This is a genomic window from Proteus sp. G2609 (assembly GCF_963896135.1).
Taxonomy (GTDB): domain Bacteria; phylum Pseudomonadota; class Gammaproteobacteria; order Enterobacterales; family Enterobacteriaceae; genus Proteus; species Proteus mirabilis.
Genome location: NZ_CAWQNB010000027.1, coordinates 1 through 19,376 on the forward strand (window position 1 = coordinate 1; position 19,376 = coordinate 19,376).

A 19,376-nucleotide genomic window follows, 5' to 3' on the forward strand; every position below is an offset into this window, starting at 1 on the left:
GTTGGGTAGGGGAGCGTTCTGTAAGCCTGCGAAGGTGTACTGTGAGGTATGCTGGAGGTATCAGAAGTGCGAATGCTGACATAAGTAACGATAATGCGGGTGAAAAACCCGCACGCCGGAAGACCAAGGGTTCCTGTCCAACGTTAATCGGGGCAGGGTGAGTCGACCCCTAAGGCGAGGCTGAAAAGCGTAGTCGATGGGAAACGGGTTAATATTCCCGTACTGGTGGTAACTGCGATGGGGGAACGGAGAAGGCTAGGTTGTCCGGGCGACGGTCGTCCCGGTTCAAGCAGGTAGGCAGAGTGATTAGGCAAATCCGGTCACTTAATGCTGAGATGTGATGACGAACCACCAAGGTGGTGAAGCAATTGATGCCCCGCTTCCAGGAAAAGCCTCTAAGCTTCAGGTTACCAACAATCGTACCCCAAACCGACACAGGTGGTCAGGTAGAGAATACTCAGGCGCTTGAGAGAACTCGGGTGAAGGAACTAGGCAAAATGGTGCCGTAACTTCGGGAGAAGGCACGCTGGCGGTAGGTAAAGTCCCTCGCGGACGGCGCTGAAGCCAGTCGAAGATACCAGCTGGCTGCAACTGTTTATTAAAAACACAGCACTGTGCAAACACGAAAGTGGACGTATACGGTGTGACGCCTGCCCGGTGCTGGAAGGTTAATTGATGGGGTTAGCGCAAGCGAAGCTCCTGATCGAAGCCCCAGTAAACGGCGGCCGTAACTATAACGGTCCTAAGGTAGCGAAATTCCTTGTCGGGTAAGTTCCGACCTGCACGAATGGCGTAATGATGGCCAGGCTGTCTCCACCCGAGACTCAGTGAAATTGAACTCGCTGTGAAGATGCAGTGTACCCGCGGCAAGACGGAAAGACCCCGTGAACCTTTACTATAGCTTGACACTGAACATTGAGCCTTGATGTGTAGGATAGGTGGGAGGCTTTGAAGTGTGGACGCCAGTCTGCATGGAGCCAACCTTGAAATACCACCCTTTAACGTTTGATGTTCTAACCTAGGCCCATAAACTGGGTCGGGGACCGTGTCTGGTGGGTAGTTTGACTGGGGCGGTCTCCTCCTAAAGAGTAACGGAGGAGCACGAAGGTTGGCTAAGCATGGTCGGACATCATGCGGTTAGTGCAAAGGCATAAGCCAGCTTGACTGCGAGAGTGACGGCTCGAGCAGGTACGAAAGTAGGTCTTAGTGATCCGGTGGTTCTGAATGGAAGGGCCATCGCTCAACGGATAAAAGGTACTCCGGGGATAACAGGCTGATACCGCCCAAGAGTTCATATCGACGGCGGTGTTTGGCACCTCGATGTCGGCTCATCACATCCTGGGGCTGAAGTAGGTCCCAAGGGTATGGCTGTTCGCCATTTAAAGTGGTACGCGAGCTGGGTTTAGAACGTCGTGAGACAGTTCGGTCCCTATCTGCCGTGGGCGTTGGAAGATTGAGAGGGGTTGCTCCTAGTACGAGAGGACCGGAGTGAACGCACCACTGGTGTTCGGGTTGTCATGCCAATGGCATTGCCCGGTAGCTAAGTGCGGAAGAGATAACCGCTGAAAGCATCTAAGCGGGAAACTTGCCTCGAGATGAGTCTTCCCTGTCGCTTTAAGCGACCTAAAGGAACGTTTAAGACTAAGACGTTGATAGGCTGGGTGTGTAAGCGTAGCGATACGTTGAGCTAACCAGTACTAATGAACCGTGAGGCTTAACCTGACAACACCGAAAGTGTTTTGTCAGAGAGACGAAACAATAAAGTCAGCTTGTTCAAGATTAAATTACTGGCGACTTACCGAAAGGAAGGAAGCGAGTGATTAAAACAGAATTTGCTTGGCGGCCATAGCGCGGTGGTCCCACCTGATCCCATGCCGAACTCAGAAGTGAAACGCCGTAGCGCCGATGGTAGTGTGGGGTCTCCCCATGTGAGAGTAGGGAACTGCCAAGCATTAAATTAAAGCCTTAATGTAAAAAGACATTAAGTGCGTAAAGAATAAGCGGAGCGGTAGTTCAGTTGGTTAGAATACCTGCCTGTCACGCAGGGGGTCGCGGGTTCGAGTCCCGTCCGTTCCGCCAACACATAAGAAAACCTAAGTCTAATGACTTAGGTTTTTTTTTGTTTAAAATTCAAAGTTGCTCACATTACCAGTGCTTATTTCATAATAATTCGCCATTAAAGCTATTTTTTACAAAAATAGTTACACTTATTTATCATTATATTCTTTAAAAAGGTGAGGGGAGATCCCAGCTTTGGTATACTAGATAGGTAGCAAGAGATCCTATTGGTTATCTGAGGTTGCTTAATGGCGAAAAAACCGACTTATTCAGTACGTTTTGTAGCAGGTCAACCTGTAGAAAGGATTGAACCTAGTCTACCTTTAGGCCAAATAGAAGAGATGCTACCGATTGGGATGCCACTATATACAGAAGGCACTTTAAAAATTGCTGTTTGGAATATTTACAAACAGCAACGGGTCAATTGGCGTAGTATGCTGGAAACGCTTGCCACCGATACTCAACTATTACTTTTACAAGAAGCGCAAACAACACCTGAATTAGTTCGTTTTGCGGGTAAAAACCATTTAATTGCTGATCAAGTTCCTGCTTTAGCCTTTCAACAGCACCCTGCGGGTGTTATGACCTTATCAAGTTCTCATCCTATCTATTGTTGCCCATTAAGAGAAAAAGAGCCTTTTTTAAGGCTTGCTAAATCTGCATTAATTACGGTTTATCCACTTATTACTGGTGAGCATTTAATGGTGATAAATGTACACGCGATCAATTTTAGTTTCGGTGTTGATGTTTATCAAAGACAATTAAACAGCTTATCGACTCATATCATCGATCATAAAGGGCCTGTTATTTTGGCGGGGGATTTTAACGCCTGGAGTCGTCCAAGAGTTAATGTGTTAAAGCGTTTTGCTAGAAGATTAAAACTTAAAGAAGTGATCTTTGAAAAGGATTTACGCACTCGCGCTTTTGGTAAGCCGCTTGATTATATATTTTATCGTGGATTATCACTAAATAAAGCGGAAATCTTAATTACAGATGCATCTGATCATAATCCTTTGGTGGCGACATTTTCTTAACTCGTGATGATTACATTCGTTAATATTAAAACATAAATATTTTAATATAATATGATTGTATTTATTATTGATTAGTATTATTACTTTATATTTAATTTATCTATCTATTTAATCTATTTGTTATATTAACGCGCTTTACTATACTTTTTTTGTCTATCTAATTCCCTACAAATATAGGAAATAATATGGCAACAAAAAATATAGTTATTATTGGCGGTGGTACGGGGGGTACTATTCTCGCTAATATCTTAGCTAAAAAATTAAATGATGAAATATTTTCAAAAAAAATAAAGATTACGCTTATTTCAGATAATCCATACCATTATTACAAACCTGCATTTATGTATATTGCATTTAACCTTTTCTTAAAAGAAGAGTTAATGCGATCACAAAGAAGTTTATTAAGACCAGAAATTGAATTTGTTATAGATAAAGCTGAAAGTTTCGATTTTAATAATAAAACAGTTTATTGTTGTTCTAAGAAAAAATATCACTATGATTTTCTCGTATTAGCCACAGGATGTGTTCCTCGTCTTGATAGAATTGAAGGTTTAGCCGAAGCTGGAAATCATTTTTATCAATATGAAGCTGCACGAAAATTAGCAGATAAAATTGCTACCATTGAAAAAGGGCGTGTATTTATCACGGTAACTTTCCCTGAAACGCCAAATGTACCTCACCAATGTGGCATTGCGCCAATGGAAACAACCTTGATGCTGGATGAATTTTTACGTCAGCGACGGGTAAGAAGTAATATAGAAATTGTTTATACCTATCCTACCGTAGCTCAACTATTAAGAAATTGTCTTTTTATGCAGCAAGAAGTTTGTGAAGTACTTCCTGCGGTCTTTTCTGAACGAGATATCAAAGCAAAACGTGGTTTTACATTAAGTCATGTTGATCCTGATAAGAAAATTGCCTATTCGAAAGAAGGAGAAGCAGAGCCTTTTGATATCTTAATGAGCACGCCTCCTATAACAGCGGTAGAAGCCATTCGTAATACAGGATTAAGTGAATATAACAATGGTGAAGGCTGGCTACCGACCGATCCTGAAACATTACAGGTATATGGGTTAAATCAAGTTTATGTGTTAGGTGATACGGTTGATTTGCCTATTAGTAAGGCCGGTGGTAGCTGTCATAACCAAGCGGGTGTTATAGCTAATAATATTTGTGGTGAACTGCGTTATGGTTATCCGGCTGCAATTTATGATGGTCGAGTACAAGCTGTTGCCCAAATGGGATTATCAGCGGGTATGCCATTACAGTATGACTATAAACATGATGTTATTCCAACACCTCCAACAAAACTCGGTGGCATGTTACGTAACGGTTATAACCGGGGCTTATATTGGGCAACGGTCAGAGGATTATTGTAGGGGAATAAAATAATGAGTGAAAATAATTTAAGCCCAAATGAAAAACCGTTGTTATCTAATGAAGATAAAATTCATTTAGAACATTTACTAGAAAAAATAAGGCCTTTATTAGCATTAAAGCGCCTAGATAATATTGTTGATTTATTATCTTTAGCCTCAGATACCGTCGATATTATGGATAACGCAACGGTAGAAAAATTGGCGGTTGCTTTTGAAGAAACATTAATTCCGGTTTGGGAATTAACTACGGCCTTTAATATGGCTAAAAAAGAATCTCTTTATCAGGATAAAAAATATACCTTAGGTGCGACTTTTTCATTATTAAAAAATCCTGACACCTTAAAAGGATTAACTATTGTATTAAGGACATTACAAATTATTGGGGAAAATAATCAGAAAATAGAAGTTTAATTAATATCAAGGAGATATAATGACGCAAAGTAATAAGTGTTTTAATACTCAAGCAATACATTATGGCTACTCTCCGTTAGATTATCAGGGGGCATTGGTGCCTCCTGTTTTTCAAACGTCCACTTTTGCATTTCCCACGGCTCAATATGGTGCTGATTGTTTTGCTGGGAAAGAAAAAGGGCATTTTTATACTCGTATATCTAACCCTACATTGGATTTATTAGAAAAACGATTAGCTCAGTTAGAGCAAGGAGACGCTTCTATTGTTTTTTCTTCCGGTATGGGGGCTATCACTTCAACATGTTGGTCATTATTGCAACCAGGAGATGAACTCATTGCTGATATGACCGTTTATGGTTGTACTTTTACTTTCTTTAATCATGGGCTGGCTAAATTTGGTATCACTATCAAACATGTTGATTTAACCGATCCTGAAAAATTAGCAGAAGCAATTACAGATAGAACAAAGCTTATTTTCTTTGAAACACCGGCTAATCCTAATATGCGGGTTAGTGATATTGAAAAGATCGCTAATATTGCGCATCAACATGATGTTTTAGTCATGGTTGATAGTACTTACTGCTCACCTTATTTACAAAAGCCACTAACCTTAGGCGCGGATATTGTCGTACATTCTATGACTAAATATTTATCAGGTCATGGTGATGTGATGGCGGGGGCAATTATCACTAATTATCAATTAGCAGATAAAATTCGCGTTGAGGGCTTAAAAGATATGACGGGGGCTTGTTTATCACCTCATGATGCAGCACTCGTTTTAAGAGGGATAAAAACGCTTAGCATTAGAATGGAAAAAATTTGCCAGAATGCGCAGCTTATTGCGCAATTTCTTGAAAATCATCCTAAGGTGGCAACGATTTCATATCCCGGATTAAATTCTTTTCCTCAATATGAACTTGCCAAAAAGCAGATGGCGTTACCTGGTGGCATGATAAGTATGGAGTTGAATGGTGGAATAAAAGCTGGCAGAGAATTTCTTAATCGCTTAATGCTTTTTACTCGAGCGGTGAGTTTAGGTGATTGTGAATCATTAGCTCAGCATCCTGCGACTATGACTCATGCGACATACAGTGCACAAGAGCGTCAACGCCATGGTATTAGTGATGGATTAATTCGTTTATCAATCGGTCTTGAAGACGTTGATGATTTAATTGCTGATTTAACCCAAGCGCTCGCTTAATTGTATTGAGCGCAGATAATGGATAAAGAAAAGGCTGTGAATAACTCACAGCCTTTATTTTTCTTGATAACAGTAGATTATTTCTGCGTTATTCTTGGTTTGATACCAATATAGTAACCAACAGTTAAAATAGCCACCCATACTAACCCAACGATTAATGCCATTCGGGTTGATTCAAAGTAGCCTAAAATTGCTATCACAAATGCCATAAAAATAATGGTAATGGCGGGTGCTATTGGCCAAAATGGTACAGGGAATTTTAGTTTTTTCGCCTCTTCAGCACTCATTTGACGACGCATAGCCACTTGAGAAAGTAAGATCATCAACCAGACCCATACAGTGGCAAATGTCGCGATAGAGGCAATAAGTACGAAGATTTTTTCTGGGATAAGATAGTTAAGCACAACCCCTAATAATAGCACCACTGACATCACTAATACGGTCATCCAAGGTACACCGTTACGCGTCAGTTTCATAAAGGATTTAGGTGCCTGCCCTTCTTGTGCCATGCCGTACATCATGCGACCAGCACCGAAGATATCACTGTTTATGGCAGAGATAGCGGCGGTGATCACCACAAGATTAAGAATGTTAGCGGCTGAATTGATACCCAGATTGGAAAAAATTTGTACAAATGGACTACCGTTATGGCCAATTTGTTGCCATGGGAAGATGCACATTAAAATAAAAATGGTCAGTACATAGAATAGTAAGATACGAAATGGCACCGCATTGATAGCTTTAGGGATCGTTTTTTCTGGATCTTTAGCTTCACTGGCGGTAATACCAATAACCTCAATACCACCAAAGGCAAACATCACAATGGCGAGTGAGGCAATAATGCCTTCTATACCATTTGGCATAAAGCCACCAAACTCCCATAGGTTAGAAATACCAATTGGATGTTCTGTTTGCTGGCCAAAGCCGTAGATCATTATGGCAACACCACCGATAATCATGGCAATAATCGCAGTCACTTTAACGATAGAGAGCCAAAATTCCATTTCACCAAATATCTTCACATGACATAAATTTAAGGCACCAATAAAGCAGACTATGCCTAATACCCATATCCATTGGTCGACATCGGGAAACCAAAGTTTCATATAAAAACCAAATGCGGTTACGTCTGCAAGACAAACGATAAGCATTTCAAAAACGTAGTTCCAGCCAGTTAAAAATCCGGCTAATGGTCCCATATAATGGCTAGCATATTGTGAAAAAGAACCCGCCACTGGATGATGGACTGCCATTTCCCCTAATGCGCGCATAACCATAAATACTGCGGCACCACCAATAAGATAAGCAAGAAGTACAGCGGGGCCTGCTTTTTCAATCGCCGCGGCTGAACCATAAAAAAGCCCTGTCCCAATAGCAGAGCCTAGCGCCATGAAACGAATATGCCGCCCTGATAGTCCTCGTGAAAGTTTATTCTCTTTTTGCATCTAAAGTGTTTCCCATCTCTGTCCAACCGAAAAATCGGCTCTCTTTTTTTCAGTGTCTTTTCGCACGTTAGCTATCCAAAACAAAGCATGTACCTTATCATAAAGCCTCTTACGGTGAGACAGTTATCTGTAATAATCATCAGCATTCATTGGATATCAGAGTTTCTTATGCAATACCCCATTAATGAAGTGTTTCAAACCTTGCAAGGTGAAGGTGTTTTTACTGGCGTTCCTGCGCTTTTTGTTCGATTACAGGGATGCCCTGTAGGATGTAGTTGGTGTGATACCAAACATACTTGGGAAAAAGAAGAGAGCAAGAAAGTCCCTCTTGGAGATATTCCCATTAAAACACAAGAAAGTGATACTTGGGGTATAGCCACTGTCGAAGATATTTTATCACTTTTCCGGCAACAACGTTATAGCGCAAAGCATGTGGTGATAACGGGAGGGGAACCCTGCCTTTATGACTTACGGCCTTTGACGGAAGGCTTAGAAAAAGCAGGTTTTGATTGCCAAATAGAAACCAGTGGCACGCATGACATCCTCTGTAGTGAAGCAACATGGGTAACACTTTCGCCGAAAGTCGGTATGCGAGGTGGATTGAGTGTTTTATCTAGTGCGATTAATCGTGCCAATGAAATTAAACACCCTGTTGCTCGTGAAAAAGATATCGAAGCACTGGATGATTTACTGCGATTAAGAACTCAACAACCTATGGCGATCGTTGCCTTACAACCAATCAGTTGTAAAGAGAGTGCAACAGCGTTATGTATTAAAACCTGTATTGAGCGTAATTGGCGTTTTTCAATGCAAACACATAAATATTTAAATATCGCCTAGTGTGTCATTTATCGTTAAAAAAAATCAGCCTATGAGTGGCTGATTTTTTTTAGGTGAAAATTACTCACCACGATAAATACATCCTGCGGTACATGTCTCTTTAACCATCACGGCAGATAACAAGGGGAGTGATGGTTTAACTTGTTGCCAAATCCATTTTGCCAGTACTTCGCTGGTTGGATTTTCTAAACCTTCAATGTCATTAAGATAATAGTGGTCGAGCCTATCAAGAGTCGGTTTAAATGCGGCTTTCACATCAGCAAAATCAATTAGCCAACCTGACTGCGCATCTACTTCACCAGTGATTTCTAATCTCACTAAAAATGAATGCCCATGTAAACGTCCACATTTATGGCCTTTGGGAACATGGGGTAAGTGGTGCGCAGCTTCAAACTGAAAATCTTTAAAGATGGTGGTTATCATCAAAACTCTCTTGACTTAAATAGTAAAAAAATACAGATAAAACGGTGTCTATTTAGTGTATCTGATTTAGTGTGTTACGCCTAATCGCTTAACCTTAGCGACTTATTATATTCTTTTTCGTTTATTCATTATATCGATAAAGGAAATCGGTAAATAAATTTAGTCTTTAAGGTTATTAGATAGAGCAAACCAGTCTTTAAGTCGTGCTCTGATCGTGCGATACCCTCATATACATTAAAAAAGTCCAACCACAATAACAGCACCGATGCAGTGCAATGTTTTTTTAAGGCAGGATCGATGAGCAATCAACCCCCATTATTATCAATGCTTCCATTAACACAGGAGCAATTGAATAAATTACAGGATGTGACGAAAGACTTAACTCCAGCCCAATTTGCTTGGCTTTCTGGCTATTTTTGGGGGCAATTAAATCAGCATTCATCCACTAAAGATGAGCTGGTAAGTGTACAAAGTCAGGTTCCCCAACAAGAAACAATCACCGTGATATCAGCATCACAAACTGGCAATGCACGTCGTTTAGCTGAACAATTACGCGATAAATTGGTTGATAATCAACTTAATGTTGAGCTCTATAGTGCGAGTGAATATAAATTTAAGCAGATCCACAAAACGACAACCTTAATTATTATTACCTCAACACAGGGGGAAGGTGAACCTCCTGAAGAAGCCATCGCATTTTATAAATATTTGCACTCTAAAAAAGCCGCACCAATGAAGCAAACGGCTTATGCTGTACTGAGTCTCGGCGATAGTAGCTATGAACATTTTTGCCAAGCAGGTAAAGATTTTGATCATCAATTGGCGCAACTTGGCGCGACCAGTCTATTAGAAAGATTAGATGCAGATGTTGATTATCAAGCTGACGCTGATAAATGGATAACTCAGCTGACTGATATTTTAAAAACACGTATACCTGAGCAAAATACTCAAGTATTGCAACAAACACAATCAGGAACAACCGACAGTGTCGATACCGCACGCTACCATCGTGATGCACCTTTTAGTGCCACTTTATTAACTAATCAGAAGATCACCGGTCGACATTCAGATAAAGATATTCGTCATATTGAAATCAGTCTAGCAGGCTCTGAATTGCAATATCTTCCCGGAGATGCACTAGGAGTATGGTTTAAGAATTCGGAAGAAAAAGTGGATGAGCTTATTACCCTATTATGGTTAACGGGGGATGAGCAGGTAAATGTTAAATCACAAACATTAACGTTAAAAGAAGCATTATTGCATCATGTTGAATTAACTCAAAATAGTGCACCAATTATTAAAGCATATGCCCAATTATCCCGCCACGAAGAGTTATTATCGCTGGTGGCTGATAAAAGCAAACTTCAGCAATATGCGCAAACCTACCCAATTAATGAAATGGTACGTCAATATAGTGCGCAACCTAATGCTCAAGAGTTTATTGATATATTGCGCCCATTAACTCCACGTCTTTACTCCATCGCTTCATCACAACAAGAAGTTGATGATGAAGTTCATCTTACCTTAGGTGTTGTTCGTTATAACGTCGATCAGCGTGCTTATACAGGAGGTGCCTCAGGGTTCTTAGCTGATCAACTTCAAGAAGGCGATACAGTAAACGTTTTTATTGAACGTAATGATCATTTTCGTTTACCTGAAGATAATCAAGTCCCTGTGATTATGATTGGCCCGGGGACGGGGATTGCGCCTTTTAGAGGGTTTATGCAACAACGTGAAAGTGAAGGTGCGACGGGGAAAAACTGGCTCTTTTTTGGCAATCCTCATTTTGTAGAAGATTTCCTTTATCAAGTGGAATGGCAACGTTATGTCAAAAGCGGGTTGTTAACACGTATTGATTTAGCATGGTCGCGTGATCAAGCCGATAAAATTTATGTGCAAGATAAATTACGGGAACAAGGTCAGGAAATTTGGCAATGGTTACAGCAAGGTGCTTATCTCTACGTTTGTGGTGATGCATCAAGAATGGCTAAAGATGTTGAACAAACATTGTTAGAAATAGTAATGACCCATGGCAATAAAAATATTGAACAAGCAGATGATTATTTAAGTGAGCTACGTTTAGCACGTCGTTATCAGAGGGATGTTTATTAAAATGAAATCACAAACTCAAGCGCCCTTAGTGGTTGAAGGAAAACTATCTGATAGTGAACGTATGAAAAAAGAGAGTAATTTCTTACGAGGCACTATTAGTGATGATCTACAAAATGGTCTAACCGGTGGTTTTGAGGGCGATAATTTTTTATTAATTCGTTTTCACGGTATGTACCAACAAGATGATAGAGATATTCGTGCCGAGCGTGCCCAACAGCTACTAGAGCCTCGTCATGCCATGATGTTACGTTGTCGTTTACCGGGCGGTGTCATCACACCAAAGCAGTGGCTAAGTATCGATAAGTTTGCTAGTGAAAATACGCTCTATGACAGTATTCGTATTACTAATCGTCAAACTTTTCAATTTCATGGCATTTTAAAAGGTCATGTTAAACCGGCTCACCAAATGCTAGCGTCAACAGGCCTTGATGCTCTTGCAACCGCCAATGATGTTAATCGAAATGTGCTATGTACCTCAAACCCTGAACAATCTTCATTGCATCAAGAAGCTTATGAATGGGCCAAAAAACTATCCGAGCATTTATTGCCACGCACCCATGCCTATGCAGAAATTTGGTTAGATAAAGAGAAAGTGGCGACAACGGATGAGGAGCCTATTTTAGGTGAAACCTATTTACCTCGGAAATTTAAAACATCGGTGGTGATCCCCCCTTATAACGATGTTGACTTGCATGCTAATGACATGAATTTTATTGCCATCGCAGAAAATGGGCATTTGGTTGGTTTTAATGTGCTAGTCGGTGGCGGCCTTGCGATGACCCATGGTGATAAAAAAACCTTTCCGCGTTTAGCTAGTGAATTTGGTTATATTCCTATTGATAAAACATTAGCAGTCGCTGAAGCGATTGTGACGACGCAACGAGATTGGGGCAATCGTACTGAACGTAAAAATGCTAAAACCAAATACACCTTAGAGCGCGTTGGCATTGAAACATTTAAACAGGAAGTTGAACGCCGCTCAGGCGTTATGTTTGATATGATCCGACCGTATCAATTTACTCACCGTGGTGATCAAATTGGTTGGTTAAAAGGGGTTGATAACAAATGGTATCTAACCTTATTTATTGAAAGTGGTCGATTAATCGATAAACCTGATGCGCCGTTAAAAACGGGGGTTGCTGAAATTGCCAAAGTGCATCTTGGTGATTTTCGTTTAACAGCTAATCAAAATTTGATTGTTGCTGGTGTACCAGAGGCACAGAAAGAGCAGATTGAGGCGATAGCGCGTCAATATGGTTTAATTAATGATGAGGTTACACCGCTGCGTAAACATGCCATGGCGTGTGTTTCATTTCCAACCTGCCCATTAGCCATGGCAGAAGCGGAGCGTTTCCTTCCCGCATTTACCGATACCCTTGATAATATCATGGCTAAATACGGAGTCAGTGATGAGCATATTGTTGTACGTGTAACAGGGTGTCCTAACGGTTGTGGTCGTGCGATGTTGGCGGAAGTCGGACTGGTGGGTAAAGCCCCCGATCGCTATAACTTACATCTAGGAGGAAACCGCATGGGGACTCGCATTCCTAGAATGTATCGTGAAAATATTTCATCACAAGAAATCATTGAAATTCTTGATACTTTAATTGGTCAGTGGGCTATTTCACGTGAACTAAATGAAGGTTTTGGTGATTTTCTTATTCGCACTGATGTTATCAAACCCGTTGTTAATTCAGCCATTGATTTTTATGAAGTGCAGGAGGTGATATGAGTCGATTATCACTTTCTCAATTGGTGTTACTATCGATTGAAGAGCAGCGACTGGCGCTTGATGAAATCAACCAACAATTAGAGCAAAAAACGGCGATAGAGCGGGTGATTTGGGCTTTAGAACATCTTCCTAACCAGTTTGTTTTAAGCTCAAGCTTTGGTATTCAAGCGGCAGTTTGTTTGCATTTGCTTACCAGACAATATCCCGATATACCTGTAATTTTGACAGACACAGGTTATCTCTTTCCCGAAACATATCAATTTATTGATGAATTAACTTCTTCACTACAACTTAATTTAAAAGTATATCGCGCTGAAATATCTTCATCTTGGCAAGAAGCACGCTATGGCAAGCTTTGGTTGCAAGGGATTGAAGGTATCGAACGTTATAACCAAATAAATAAAGTTGCGCCAATGGAAAGGGCATTAAAGGAGTTACAGGCGAAGACATGGTTTGCAGGGCTACGACGCCAGCAATCCAAAAGTCGAGAGCATTTACCTGTTTTATCCATAGCGAAAGGTATTTTTAAGTTACTACCGATAGTCGATTGGGATAATAAACAAATTTATCAATATCTTAAACAGCATAATTTACCTTATCATCCATTATGGGAACAAGGTTATCTGTCTGTGGGTGATACGCATACGACACGCAAATGGCAAGAGGGAATGAGTGAAGAAGAGACGCGATTCTTTGGCTTAAAACGTGAGTGTGGATTACACGAATAATATTATTATTCATTCTTAATATCGCTATTTATTTTGAGTGGGCAATAGAGTCATCTGTTGCCCTCTTTGTCGTGAGTAAAATAATAACCATTTGAAATTATTATATTTTTGCTTATTCCTTTCTGTTCCATCACATAGCTTTTTGTCATTTCATAACCCCGAATGCACCTTTTATAGTCGTTATTCATATAAGTAAACAATAAAAATGTGAGATACGCGTATGGATTACCTACCCTTATTTGTGGAATTAAAACAGCGCCCAGTATTACTGGTTGGCGGTGGGCATGTCGCTGCGCGTAAAGCCGTACTGTTATTAAAAGCGGGCGCTCGGTTACGTGTTATCGCGCCACAGTTATGTGATGAATTGCATCTTGCTTATCAGCAAAATCAAATTGAGTGGATTGCAGGGCAATATCAGTCAGAGTATTTACTTGGCATGATGTTGGTGATCGTGGCAACAGACGATAAGGTATTAAATCAACAAGTGTATCTAGATGCGCAAGCACGCCACATTTTTGTCAATGTCGTCGACTCTCAACCCCAATGCTCTTTTATCTTTCCTGCCATTATCGATAGAAATCCGATATTAATTGCCATTTCATCAGCGGGCAAAGCCCCTGTTTTAGTTCGTATGATACGGGAAAAGCTAGAGGCATTATTGCCTACCTCATTAGGGACTATGGCGACTATTGCGGGGAAATGGCGCAATAAAGTGAAACAAAAACTGACTGGTTTTCAAGCACGTTGCCGCTTTTGGGAGCAAGCGTTTAGCGGCAAATTTGCCTCATTAGTGGCAAGTGGTCAATTAATACAAGCGCAAGCACAGCTCGAACAACAACTGTCTCATCCAGATAGCCCACAAGGTGAGCTTGCTTTAGTGGGAGCTGGGCCGGGTGATGCCGGGTTATTAACCTTACGAGGTTTGCAAGTTATCCAGCAGGCCGAGGTGGTACTTTATGACAGTTTAGTCAGTGCAGACATCTTAGAACTGGTGCGCCGTGATGCTGATAGAATTTGTGTGGGTAAAAGAGCGGGGCAACACAGTACGTTGCAAGAAGAAATCAATCAATTGATCGTGAAATATACTCAGCTTGGTAAACGAGTTGTCAGACTAAAAGGGGGCGATCCTTTTATTTTTGGACGCGGAGGAGAAGAGCTTGAAATTGCGGTACAACATGGCATTCCTTTTCAAGTTGTTCCCGGTGTTACCGCAGCTAGTGGGGCCAGTGCTTATGCGGGTATTCCATTAACTCATCGTAACTATGCGCAAAGTGTCACTTTTATGACTGGGCATTGCCAATCAGGGGGGATAGAGCCAGATTGGCAAGCTTTAGCGCAAGCTAATCATACGTTAGCAATTTATATGGGAACGACGAAAGCAGAACTTATTAGCCAGCGTTTAATAGAGCAAGGTCGTTCACCACTCACCCCTATTGCCGTCATTAGTTGCGGTACACGCCATGATCAACAGATCTTAACGGGAAATTTAACACAATTAGCGCAATTAGCTAAGCAAGCTCCCACCCCGGCATTATTAATCGTTGGAGAAGTTGCTGCATTACATCACCAACTTGCGTGGTTTGGTGATAGACAAACTCAACATACCTCTGCCATCCACTCATCTTTGGTTCATTTTGCCTAAACGAGGTTGTTATGAATGAAACACAATTAACCCATCTTCAGCAATTAGAAGCAGAAAGCATTTATATACTGCGTGAAGTTGTCGCTGAATTTGAAAATCCCGTCATGCTTTACTCAATAGGCAAAGATTCTTCGGTGATGTTGCATCTAGCACGTAAGGCTTTTTATCCGGCGAAATTACCTTTTCCTCTTTTACATGTTGATACGGGTTGGAAATTTCGTGAGATGTATGAGTTTCGTGATAAAACGGCCAAAGAGTATGGTTTTGATCTCAAAGTTTATCGTAATCCCCAAGGGGCACAATTGGGGATCAATCCCTTTATTCATGGTAGCGCCAAGCATACAGATATCATGAAAACAGAAGGTCTTAAGCAAGCTCTGGATAAATATGGTTTTGATGCCGCATTTGGTGGGGCGCGTCGTGATGAAGAAAAATCGCGTGCTAAAGAGCGTATTTACTCATTTAGAGATAGATCTCATCGTTGGGATCCGAAAAATCAACGTCCAGAATTATGGCAAAACTACAACGGCCAAATTAATAAAGGGGAAAGTATTCGCGTTTTTCCATTATCAAATTGGACGGAGCTAGATATTTGGCAATATATCTATTTAGAAAACATCGATATTGTGCCGCTCTATTTCGCTAAACACCGTCCAGTTATTGAGCGGGATGGTACCTTGATTATGGTTGACGATGATCGAATAGACCTAAAAGCTGGAGAGGTGATCACACAACAAAAAGTACGCTTTAGAACATTAGGTTGCTGGCCATTAACGGGTGCTATTCCTTCACAAGCAGACACATTACCCGCCATTATTGAAGAGATGTTAATTTCCACCAGTAGCGAGCGACAAGGGCGTTTAATTGACAGTGATCAGTCTGCTTCAATGGAACTTAAAAAACGTCAGGGTTATTTTTAATAGGAGTCACTATGGGACTTGCAGCCATCAAAACCAACCAACTGATCGCCGGTGAAATAGCACAATCAGGTGGTGTAGAAAATTATTTAAAAACACAACAGAACAAAGGGTTATTACGTTTTTTAACCTGTGGCAATGTTGATGACGGAAAAAGCACCTTAATTGGTCGCTTACTTCATGATACGCGGCAGATCTACGAAGATCAGCTCTCCACCTTACAAAACGAGAGTAAAAAGATTGGTACTCAAGGTGAAAAATTAGATCTCGCTTTGCTGGTGGACGGTTTAGCGGCTGAACGAGAGCAAGGGATCACTATTGATGTAGCTTATCGCTATTTTTCAACAGCCAAACGAAAATTTATTATTGCCGATACGCCGGGACATGCACAATATACCCGCAATATGGCGACAGGAGCATCAACGAGTACGCTTTCTATTCTGCTGATCGATGCTCGAAAAGGGGTACAAGAGCAAACTCGCCGCCATAGTTTTATTAGCACACTCCTTGGGATCCGTCACTTAGTGGTCGCGATTAATAAAATGGATCTACTTGATTATCAACAAGAGATCTTTGAGTCGATCCAACAAGATTACCTGCACTTTGCACAACAATTACCGCGCGATCTCACTATCGAATTTGTGCCTATCTCTGCACTGGAGGGGGATAATGTAGTATCTCCTTCATTAAATATGCCTTGGTATACAGGAAAAACACTGCTGGCATTACTTGAAGATGCGCCGGTTAAATTTAAATTAGGGGCTAAATCTCAAAGATTGCGTTTTCCTGTACAGTATGTGAATCGTCCTGATTTAGATTTTAGAGGCTACAGTGGCACTGTTTCATCAGGCTCTCTTTATCAAGGACAACAGATCAAAGTATTACCCTCAGGACAGCGTTCAACCATTAAACGTATTGTGACTTTTGATGGCGATCTGACTCAGGCGCAAGTGGGTCAAGCGATTACACTGCTGTTAGCGGATGAAATCGATATTAGTCGTGGCGACATTATTGTTGATGCTAACGATACTACTGCTAATGTTAGCAATCATGCGTTGGTGGATATCGTATGGATGTCAGAACAACCGTTAGTACAGGGGCAAACCCTTGATATCAAAGTAGCGGGAAAAAAAAGTCGTGCCAAAATAGAGAATATTCACTATCAAGTTGATGTGGATAAGCTCACTCAACAAGTGACCGAAAGTTTAGCGCTAAATGCCATTGGGCATGTTGAAGTATTATTTGAAGAGCCATTGGTGCTGGATAACTATCAACTTAATGCACAAACAGGGGGGCTTATTTTTATTGATAGATTAAGCAATGTCACGGTGGGTGCTGGTCTTATTCGAGAAATTCGCGACAACGTGCAACCCACAACTTCCCAATACGATGCATTTGAAATTGAACTCAATCAGTTGATCCGCCGCCATTTTCCGCATTGGGGCGCAAGAGACTTACTGGGAGGAAAATAGTGACGATACATCAAAATATTGTCTGGCATCCTCATCAAATAGGGTTAAAAGAGCGTGAAGCACAACAGGTACACAAAGGATGTGTACTTTGGTTTACTGGGTTATCTGGCTCAGGTAAATCAACACTGGCTGATGCGCTAGAGCAAACCTTATATCAGTACTCGACACTCCATGCGCCTATCCGCACCTATTTATTAGATGGTGATAATCTACGCCATGGTTTATGCCATGATCTTGGGTTTAGTGAACAAGATAGGCATGAAAATATTCGCCGTGTAGGGGAAGTGGCTAAACTAATGGTTGATGCCGGATTAATTGTCTTAACAGCATTTATTTCTCCTTATCAGCAAGATAGACAACAAGTAAGAGAAAGGTTTGCTCAAGGGCGATTTATTGAGATCTTTGTTGATACACCTTTAGCCCTTTGTGAAGCACGTGATCCTAAAGGCCTCTATCAAAAAGCACGACGAGGCGAGATCAAACAGTTTTCCGGCATTGATTCACCTTATGAACGACCCATTGCGCCAGAAATTCATTTAGACGGCTCACTGGCGATTAATGAGCTTACACAACAAATCCTCGCTTATTTACAGCAACAACAAATTTACCGCTAATCATATCTCTACATCATTTTCTCTTATCTGGGAAAATATGTAGGGATAGAAGGGGGTTTTTAATAAACTGATTTGGCGGCAAATACAGTGTAAATACCACTTCTTTACTTACCACTCCAGTAGATAAAAACGCGCTTTTAAGCATATAACTTATACTTTATCTGAAAAATAGCGTGATTGTTTATGTTAAGGGTGGGGGGAATACGAATATTCATGTAATATATCTGCGCGCTTTTGTGGCGCAGATGGGAGAGTTGTGGGATGATTAGCCCATTCATTTTGGGGGTGGTAATGGGGAAATTAACAGTCTTACTTCTGATCTTACTTGGTTTTCTACAATATTCATTGTGGTTAGGTAAAAATGGTATTCATGATTACAACAAAGTAAGTCAAGAAGTTGAATCTGCATTAGCGCAAAACGCACAATTAAAGTCGCGTAATGATCGCTTATTTGCGGAGATTGATGACCTCAATGGCGGGCAAGAAGCATTAGATGAGCGTGCTCGTAGTGAACTTGGCATGATAAAGCCTAATGAAAGCTTTTATCGTATTGTTAATGATAAATCCCAACCACGTCGTTAATTTGTTGAATTAATAGTGTGCCTTGATATAAATACTATAATGAATATACCAAACTCTACTTTTCCTATTGTGGCGGTTATTCCCGCTGCCGGCATAGGTAGTCGAATGCAAGCAACCTGCCCGAAGCAATACCTTAAAATTGGCAGATTGACTATCCTTGAACATACTATTAATGCGCTATTAAAACATCCACGCATTTCGCAAATTATTGTCGCAATTAACCCAGAAGATGACTATTTTTATCACCTAGCTCTTGCTAAAGATAAACGAATTATTGTCGTTAAAGGAGGGGGACAACGTGCTGATTCGGTATTATCAGGGCTTCGCTATATTACAGAACATCTTGCGCAAAATACATGGGCGCTAGTTCATGATGCAGCAAGACCCTGCCTGTCCTTTAGTGATTTGGATAATCTTATTCAACTCATTGATGATAACCATCTTGATCCTCAATTTTGTGGCGGGATCTTAGCCTCTCCTGTGCGTGATACGATGAAACGTAGTCATCAACAAGATAACCATATTGAAAAAACAGTGGCAAGAGACACGCTATGGCATGCTTTAACGCCACAATTTTTCCCAGCGGCCTTGTTAAAACAAAATCTTGAAAACGCATTGGCACAAAACGTACCCATTACTGATGAAGCATCTGCGATGGAATTTGGTGGATATGAACCCTTATTAGTTAAAGGCCGTGCGGATAATATAAAAGTCACACAACCAGAAGACTTGGCTCTTGCAGAATTTTTCCTCTCTCGACAAATTACCAGCATAAGGAACACATAA

Annotated in this window: 16 protein-coding genes, 1 tRNA gene and 2 rRNA genes; 17 read left to right on the forward strand and 2 right to left on the reverse strand. The window is 41.0% G+C overall.

Annotated features, from left to right (window positions below):
• From AACV01_RS07750 to AACV01_RS07780, 7 genes are all read left to right on the forward strand, one after another.
• Positions 1 to 1,722: ribosomal RNA gene (locus tag AACV01_RS07750) — 23S ribosomal RNA — on the forward strand; the annotation flags it as partial.
• Positions 1,723 to 1,835: 113 nt separating this feature from the next.
• Positions 1,836 to 1,951, forward strand: a 5S ribosomal RNA gene (gene rrf / locus AACV01_RS07755).
• Positions 1,952 to 2,002: 51 nt separating this feature from the next.
• Positions 2,003 to 2,079, forward strand: a tRNA-Asp gene (locus AACV01_RS07760).
• A 227-nt stretch (positions 2,080 to 2,306) separates the two neighbouring features.
• The gene (locus AACV01_RS07765) at positions 2,307 to 3,092 is read left to right on the forward strand and encodes an endonuclease/exonuclease/phosphatase family protein (RefSeq protein ID WP_004244368.1); all 786 of its coding nucleotides are present in this window, start codon (positions 2,307 to 2,309) and stop codon (positions 3,090 to 3,092) included.
• Positions 3,093 to 3,277: 185 nt separating this feature from the next.
• Entirely contained in the window at positions 3,278 to 4,471 is a 1,194-nt protein-coding gene (locus AACV01_RS07770) for an NAD(P)/FAD-dependent oxidoreductase (RefSeq protein WP_004250259.1), read from the forward strand.
• 12 nt (positions 4,472 to 4,483) lie between these two features.
• Positions 4,484 to 4,882 (forward strand): hypothetical protein, encoded by a 399-nt coding sequence (locus AACV01_RS07775; RefSeq protein ID WP_004248702.1) that lies wholly within the window; start codon positions 4,484 to 4,486, stop codon positions 4,880 to 4,882.
• A 19-nt stretch (positions 4,883 to 4,901) separates the two neighbouring features.
• Positions 4,902 to 6,083, forward strand: a complete 1,182-nt coding sequence (locus tag AACV01_RS07780; RefSeq protein WP_020946162.1) for a methionine gamma-lyase — start codon at positions 4,902 to 4,904, stop codon at positions 6,081 to 6,083.
• Positions 6,084 to 6,160: 77 nt separating this feature from the next.
• Here the strand turns inward: AACV01_RS07780 and AACV01_RS07785 are convergent, their stop codons facing one another.
• Positions 6,161 to 7,528: an amino acid permease gene (locus AACV01_RS07785; RefSeq protein WP_004248701.1), complete on the reverse strand. Its 1,368-nt coding sequence runs from the start codon at positions 7,526 to 7,528 to the stop codon at positions 6,161 to 6,163.
• 168 nt (positions 7,529 to 7,696) lie between these two features.
• Between AACV01_RS07785 and queE the strand changes: the two genes are divergently transcribed.
• Positions 7,697 to 8,368, forward strand: coding sequence for a 7-carboxy-7-deazaguanine synthase QueE (queE, locus tag AACV01_RS07790; protein WP_004248700.1), 672 nt, complete (start codon positions 7,697 to 7,699; stop codon positions 8,366 to 8,368).
• 60 nt (positions 8,369 to 8,428) lie between these two features.
• Here queE and queD read toward each other — a convergent pair whose 3' ends face one another.
• On the reverse strand, positions 8,429 to 8,794 hold the full coding sequence (gene queD, locus AACV01_RS07795; protein ID WP_168713146.1) for a 6-carboxytetrahydropterin synthase QueD: 366 nt from the start codon (positions 8,792 to 8,794) through the stop codon (positions 8,429 to 8,431).
• Between the two features lie 294 nt (positions 8,795 to 9,088).
• On the opposite strand from queD, the gene cysJ reads away from it, so the two are divergent.
• The 9 genes from cysJ to ispD all read left to right on the forward strand — a co-directional run bounded on the left by cysJ (position 9,089) and on the right by ispD (position 19,376).
• On the forward strand, positions 9,089 to 10,903 hold the full coding sequence (cysJ, locus tag AACV01_RS07800; RefSeq protein WP_126656492.1) for an NADPH-dependent assimilatory sulfite reductase flavoprotein subunit: 1,815 nt from the start codon (positions 9,089 to 9,091) through the stop codon (positions 10,901 to 10,903).
• Between the two features lies 1 nt (position 10,904).
• Positions 10,905 to 12,635, forward strand: a complete 1,731-nt coding sequence (gene cysI, locus AACV01_RS07805; RefSeq protein ID WP_196579769.1) for an assimilatory sulfite reductase (NADPH) hemoprotein subunit — start codon at positions 10,905 to 10,907, stop codon at positions 12,633 to 12,635.
• On the forward strand, positions 12,632 to 13,363 hold the full coding sequence (locus AACV01_RS07810) for a phosphoadenylyl-sulfate reductase (RefSeq protein WP_004244358.1): 732 nt from the start codon (positions 12,632 to 12,634) through the stop codon (positions 13,361 to 13,363). The genes cysI and AACV01_RS07810 overlap by 4 nt, the downstream gene beginning before the upstream one ends.
• Before the next feature lie 220 nt (positions 13,364 to 13,583).
• Positions 13,584 to 15,005, forward strand: coding sequence for a siroheme synthase CysG (cysG, locus tag AACV01_RS07815; RefSeq protein ID WP_060555681.1), 1,422 nt, complete (start codon positions 13,584 to 13,586; stop codon positions 15,003 to 15,005).
• 11 nt (positions 15,006 to 15,016) lie between these two features.
• Positions 15,017 to 15,925 carry a sulfate adenylyltransferase subunit CysD gene (gene cysD, locus AACV01_RS07820; protein ID WP_004244356.1) on the forward strand — a complete coding sequence of 303 codons (909 nt, stop codon included), beginning with the start codon at positions 15,017 to 15,019 and terminating at the stop codon, positions 15,923 to 15,925.
• Between the two features lie 11 nt (positions 15,926 to 15,936).
• Positions 15,937 to 17,394, forward strand: a complete 1,458-nt coding sequence (gene cysN / locus AACV01_RS07825) for a sulfate adenylyltransferase subunit CysN (RefSeq protein ID WP_004244355.1) — start codon at positions 15,937 to 15,939, stop codon at positions 17,392 to 17,394.
• Positions 17,394 to 18,008 (forward strand): adenylyl-sulfate kinase, encoded by a 615-nt coding sequence (gene cysC, locus AACV01_RS07830; protein ID WP_049197163.1) that lies wholly within the window; start codon positions 17,394 to 17,396, stop codon positions 18,006 to 18,008. Before cysN ends, cysC begins: the two co-directional genes overlap by 1 nt.
• A gap of 291 nt (positions 18,009 to 18,299) precedes the next feature.
• Positions 18,300 to 18,590, forward strand: a complete 291-nt coding sequence (gene ftsB / locus AACV01_RS07835) for a cell division protein FtsB (RefSeq protein ID WP_026090399.1) — start codon at positions 18,300 to 18,302, stop codon at positions 18,588 to 18,590.
• A 39-nt stretch (positions 18,591 to 18,629) separates the two neighbouring features.
• Positions 18,630 to 19,376, forward strand: a complete 747-nt coding sequence (gene ispD, locus AACV01_RS07840) for a 2-C-methyl-D-erythritol 4-phosphate cytidylyltransferase (RefSeq protein ID WP_004244352.1) — start codon at positions 18,630 to 18,632, stop codon at positions 19,374 to 19,376.

What these genes read in the sequence shown, in the direction of transcription:
- AACV01_RS07810 (WP_004244358.1), top strand. Translation starts at nt 12,632, where the DNA reads ATGAGTCGATTATCACTTTCTCAATTGGTGTTACTATCGATTGAAGAG.
- cysJ (WP_126656492.1), top strand. Translation starts at nt 9,089, where the DNA reads ATGAGCAATCAACCCCCATTATTATCAATGCTTCCATTAACACAGGAG.
- AACV01_RS07770 (WP_004250259.1), top strand. Translation starts at nt 3,278, where the DNA reads ATGGCAACAAAAAATATAGTTATTATTGGCGGTGGTACGGGGGGTACT.
- AACV01_RS07780 (WP_020946162.1), top strand. Translation starts at nt 4,902, where the DNA reads ATGACGCAAAGTAATAAGTGTTTTAATACTCAAGCAATACATTATGGC.
- AACV01_RS07785 (WP_004248701.1), bottom strand. Translation starts at nt 7,528, where the DNA reads ATGCAAAAAGAGAATAAACTTTCACGAGGACTATCAGGGCGGCATATT.
- cysI (WP_196579769.1), top strand. Translation starts at nt 10,905, where the DNA reads ATGAAATCACAAACTCAAGCGCCCTTAGTGGTTGAAGGAAAACTATCT.
- ftsB (WP_026090399.1), top strand. Translation starts at nt 18,300, where the DNA reads ATGGGGAAATTAACAGTCTTACTTCTGATCTTACTTGGTTTTCTACAA.
- AACV01_RS07775 (WP_004248702.1), top strand. Translation starts at nt 4,484, where the DNA reads ATGAGTGAAAATAATTTAAGCCCAAATGAAAAACCGTTGTTATCTAAT.
- cysD (WP_004244356.1), top strand. Translation starts at nt 15,017, where the DNA reads ATGAATGAAACACAATTAACCCATCTTCAGCAATTAGAAGCAGAAAGC.
- AACV01_RS07765 (WP_004244368.1), top strand. Translation starts at nt 2,307, where the DNA reads ATGGCGAAAAAACCGACTTATTCAGTACGTTTTGTAGCAGGTCAACCT.
- cysG (WP_060555681.1), top strand. Translation starts at nt 13,584, where the DNA reads ATGGATTACCTACCCTTATTTGTGGAATTAAAACAGCGCCCAGTATTA.
- cysN (WP_004244355.1), top strand. Translation starts at nt 15,937, where the DNA reads ATGGGACTTGCAGCCATCAAAACCAACCAACTGATCGCCGGTGAAATA.
- queE (WP_004248700.1), top strand. Translation starts at nt 7,697, where the DNA reads ATGCAATACCCCATTAATGAAGTGTTTCAAACCTTGCAAGGTGAAGGT.
- ispD (WP_004244352.1), top strand. Translation starts at nt 18,630, where the DNA reads ATGAATATACCAAACTCTACTTTTCCTATTGTGGCGGTTATTCCCGCT.